Annotated in this window: 3 protein-coding genes; all 3 read left to right on the top strand. The window is 44.6% G+C overall.

Translation table 11 applies throughout. From position 1 onward, the window contains the following. Positions 1 to 86 precede the first annotated feature (86 nt). On the top strand, positions 87 to 728 hold the full coding sequence (locus tag VIP81_RS20415) for an RNA polymerase sigma factor (protein ID WP_331965478.1): 642 nt from the start codon (positions 87 to 89) through the stop codon (positions 726 to 728). Positions 729 to 797: 69 nt separating this feature from the next. Beyond that, positions 798 to 1,964: a FecR family protein gene (locus tag VIP81_RS20410; protein ID WP_331965475.1), complete on the top strand. Its 1,167-nt coding sequence runs from the start codon at positions 798 to 800 to the stop codon at positions 1,962 to 1,964. Positions 1,965 to 2,130: 166 nt separating this feature from the next. After that, positions 2,131 to 4,931: SusC/RagA family TonB-linked outer membrane protein (locus VIP81_RS20405; RefSeq protein ID WP_331965472.1), on the top strand; the 2,801-nt coding region annotated here is incomplete at its 3' end.

Genomic DNA, 4,931 nt, shown 5'->3' with positions numbered 1-4,931 from the left:
CTGTTTAAAATTCGTTTAAGATTCAAAAAATGGCCATGACACCTATGGGTTATTTGAAATTTTCCGTCTCGTAAATATATTATGCTATGAGTCATGATGAAATAGTGAACGCCAGCGATCAGGAACTACTGACAAAACTCAACAACGGGAACAGGGTTGCATTTGACGTGCTTTATAATAAATACTGGAAACAAGTCTTTAATACTGCCTATAAAAGAATCAGCAATACAGAACTGGCGCAGGATATTGCGCAGGATGTTTTTATTCAACTTTGGACCAGGGAAAATAAAACCCCTATCCTCAACCTCCCTGCTTATTTGCAGGTATCTGCCAGAAATGGGGTATTTAAACAATTAGAGAAAGAAAGTAAATATGCGGTGCTGCCGGAAGAACTAACGGAATTAAATACCGATGGTTCGGCAGATACTGCGGTGATGTTCAAAGAGTTTCTGGAAACATTTAAAGAACTGGTGGCCGCATTACCTGCTCAGCAAAAAATCATCTTCGACCTGCGTTTTCACACAGGACTCAGCAGCCAGGAAATTGCCGACCAAATGAATATTTCCGTGAAAACAGTCAGGAACCAAATGGGAAAAGCCCTGGCAAAAATCCGGCAATCGCTTGTTTTATTGCAGCTGGCAACTTTTCTTTCTGCAACCGGGGATCTGCCAGAACGGCCCTCCCACCCTGCTTTCACTATACCTGGCCACTCCATTTTACCGGGCTGAAAAATATTTTTTTAAAGAGGATGGGCTGTCCCCCTACTTTTTGACTCCTATCATTGACAACAGTTTCAAATGCACGAAAAAAACAGGGAATACTTTCAGCTTATTCTAAAAAAATATAGAACGGGACATGCCAGCGAGGAAGAAATTAAATTCCTGGAAACTTTTTTTGATTTGTTTGAAGCCAACGAAGACCTGATCACTGCTGATAATGAGGCGGAATATCTTCCGCTGAAAGCAGCCATGAAGGATAATATCGACCGGCAGCTTGACCAGCATAGCCAGCCACCGGCAAAATTCAATATCTACCGGATGTTAGGTAAAGTGGCCGCAGCAGCGATACTCGTTGGGGTGGTAGCTTATTACTTTATGCCTACACAAAAGCATACAGACAAAAGCGCTACTTATGCCGCCAACAAAGCTTTACCAGCTGCCGGCAAACCCACGCTGACACTGAGCGACGGCAGCGTCATTTATTTAAGCGACAGCACCCGGGGCGAAATTGCCAAGCAATCTGGTGTAGTCATTACCCGGTCAAAAGATGGCGCCATTGTATACGATGCCGGCCACCAGCCCAATGCAGCAGGGCAAGCGCCCGAAAATACTTTTTCTACACCCAAAGGGGTGAGGTATAAAATAACGCTGCCAGATGGCTCCAGCGCATGGCTCAATGCACTGTCATCCCTGAGCTATCCCACCCGGTTCACCGGCCCGGAACGCGTAGTAACCTTAAACGGAGAAGGATATTTTGAGATAACATCCAACGCCCAACAACCTTTTGTGGTAAAGTCAGGGATACAGCGCGTACAGGTACTCGGCACGCATTTTAACGTGAACGCGTATACGGATGAAAGCACCATCAAAACCACGCTGCTGCAAGGATCTGTTAAAGTAAGCACCAGCAACGGATCGTATTTGATTGTACCCGGCGAACAGGTAATTGCCAGCAGAGACAATAACAACCCGCTGCATAAAGTAGTCGCCAATACCGAAAAAGAAACAGCCTGGGTAAACGATATCTTCTCTTTTAGAAACGATGACCTGCCATACGTCATGCGCCAAATAGGCCGCTGGTATGATATTGATATAAAATATGAAGGAAACATCACCACCGAAAAATTCTCGGGGGAAATATCCCGTAGCAGCGCATTATCTGATGTACTGACCATCTTAACGATCAACGATATTACATTCAGCCTAAACGGCCATGTCTTAACTATTTCAAACGGAAGCAATTAATAGCTATCCCTTAACTGTCACTAATTATAAACTATTAAAACGAATCGGATGCTTTACCAACCAGTAACCAAAATCTAACTAACAACAAAGCCAACAAGCACGCGACATGCCTTGCCATAAAGCATGATCAGCCAACTACTTTTTATCAACTAATCTGATATCAACCATGAAATTAATTTTTCATCGTCCTCCTTTGTCTTTACAGACAAGGGTAAGGGGATTCTTTTATGTAGTCTCAAGACTAACTACCGCATTGCTGTTACTCCTGCTCCTGCAATTTCCCGCAGCAGCAGCAGATTCCGGGTATGTAACCATCTCCCGGAAAAATGCCTCCCTGGAAACTATCTTCCGGGATATTAAACAACAAACGGGCTACCTCTTTTTTTACAAAGGCAGTGTGAATACAGAAGAGCTGAAACAAGATGTGAACCTGAAAAATGTGCCATTGGAAGAAGCACTTAAAACCTGCCTGAGCAAATTTACGCTCACCTACACGATTGTTAACAAAACAATTGTTATCAGCAACAAAGCAGCCAACATCGATGCTGCTGCAGACCCGCTGCAATCAGGAACCACCTCCGGGCGGATCACCGACAGCGCCACGCATTCCGCTATGATAGCGGTTACCATCAGCGTTAAAAACAAAAACATACACACCCAAAGTAATGAAAACGGCCTCTTTAAAATTGAGGCCGGCGCAGGTGATGTGCTGGTGTTTACCTCTATCGGTTTCCGACGGAAAGAAATATTACTCAAAAACCAATCGTTTCTCAACATCCTCATGGCGCCCAATACCAGCGCCCTGGGGGATGTAGTAATTACCGGCTACCAGGTGATCAAAAAAGATAACTACACCGGTAACGCCATCACCGTTCAGGGAGACGTACTCAAACGTTTAAATCCCCAAAATATCCTGAAAGGCTTAGCCTCCTTTGATCCTTCCTTCAGAATTGCGGAAAACAACCTGCTCGGCTCCGACCCCAACGCATTGCCCAAGATCAATGTGAGAGGTTCTACCGCCATGCCTTCCATGAACGGAGAAGTGCTGGATAGAAATAATTTGTCCAGCAGCTATAACCTCCCTGTTTTTATTATGGACGGCTTCGAAGTACCGCTGCAAAAAGTAGTGGATTTTGATATTAACAGAATTGCCAGCATCACCATCCTGAAAGATGCTGCTGCTACTGCGGTATATGGCTCCAGGGCCGCCAACGGTGTGATCGTGATTACCACTAAAACACCTATTCCCGGTAAGTTACGTTTAACGTATAACTATGAACTAAACGCTACCGCCCCGGACCTCAGCGGCTATCATGTACTCAACGCCAGCGATAAACTGGCGTATGAAAAACTGGCCGGCTTATATGATTCCGGTAATAGCAGTGCCTATAACCAGGAAGATTTAGATAAACAGTATTACGCAAAACTGAAAAATGTAGTGAGTGGCTACAACACCTACTGGCTCTCACAACCACTTAGAAACACCTACGGCCAGAAACATTCTATGTATGCAGAAGGCGGCGACTCTACCTTCAGATACGGCATCGACCTCCGCTATCAAACCAATCCGGGTGTGATGAAAGGCTCCGGCCGCGACAGGTACAGTGGTGGCATGAGCTTTAACTACAATCCCACCCGCACCCTGCTCATCAAAAATGAAATCACCATTACACAGGTAAATGAAGAAAATTCCAAATACGGCAGCTTCTCTACCTATGCTAATATGAATCCCTACTATCCAATGACAGATGCGAACGGAAAACTAATCCGTGAAATTGCTAACTGGAGAGTAGATACGAAAAAGACTGGCGAGGATCAATACAAAAACATACCGGTATATAATCCGCTGTTTGAAGCGTCGCTGGGCAACTTCAATAAAGCTGCCTACCTGGAACTGATCGATGCACTGTCGGTAGACTGGAAAATCAACCCAGCCCTTCGTTTGATTGGGTTAGTGAGTATGAACAGTACCAAAAGCACCACCGATAACTTTGTGTCGCCCTTCAGCAATACATTTTTCGAAACACCAGCCAGCGAAATCCTCAACCGTGGTAGCTACTTCTACTCCAGCAGTAATAGTCTCCGCATGGATGGAAACCTTCGCATGGTCTTCAACAAACAACTGGGTCAACATGCGTTAAATGCGGTATTAGGTACTAATATTACCTATTCTAAAAGCGATTATAAAGGTTTTGAAGCAAGAGGTTTCTCCAACGATAAATTCACCAATATTGGCTTTGCCAGAACCTATGCTGAAAATTCAGCACCCAAAGGTGATGTGCCTAAAAGCAGTTTGATAGGCTCTTTCTTCAACGGCAGCTACTCCTACCAGAATAAATACCTGATGGATGCAGCTTTCCGCGTGGATGGTTCTTCCTCCTTCGGTTCCGATAAACGGTACGCGCCTTTCTGGTCCGCAGGTATCGGCTGGAACATCCATAATGAAGCCTTTTTTCAGAAGATGTCTACCGCATTGTCCCGTTTAAAAATAGCGGCCACCTATGGCGTAACCGGCTCTGTGGACTTTCCTCCCTATTTGGCTAAAACCATGTATTCCTACCAAACTGCCAACTGGTATTCTACCGGCATAGGCGCTGTACTCAATGGTTATGGCAACAATAGTCTGCAATGGCAAAAGACCTACAACTACGAAGTACGCGGGGAAATAGGACTGTGGCATGATCGCCTCGTGGTGAACCCGGTATACTATAATAAGCTCACCAAAGGGCTTTTAACAGATATCAACCTCTCTCCTTCTACCGGCTATACCACCTATAAAGCCAATCTTGGAGATATGGTCAATAAAGGATATGAATTATATCTTACTGCCAATGCGTATCGCAACAGGAACCTGAATATCAACATCACCGGCAACCTGGCACATAATACCAATACGATTGTTAAAATATCCAATGCGTTAAAAGCCTATAACGAAAGCGTCAACAAATACCAGCTGGATGAAGATAA

The organism is Chitinophaga sp. (assembly GCF_036566945.1).
Lineage (GTDB): Bacteria > Bacteroidota > Bacteroidia > Chitinophagales > Chitinophagaceae > Chitinophaga.
This window is presented reverse-complemented; position numbering and strand designations above follow the sequence as displayed.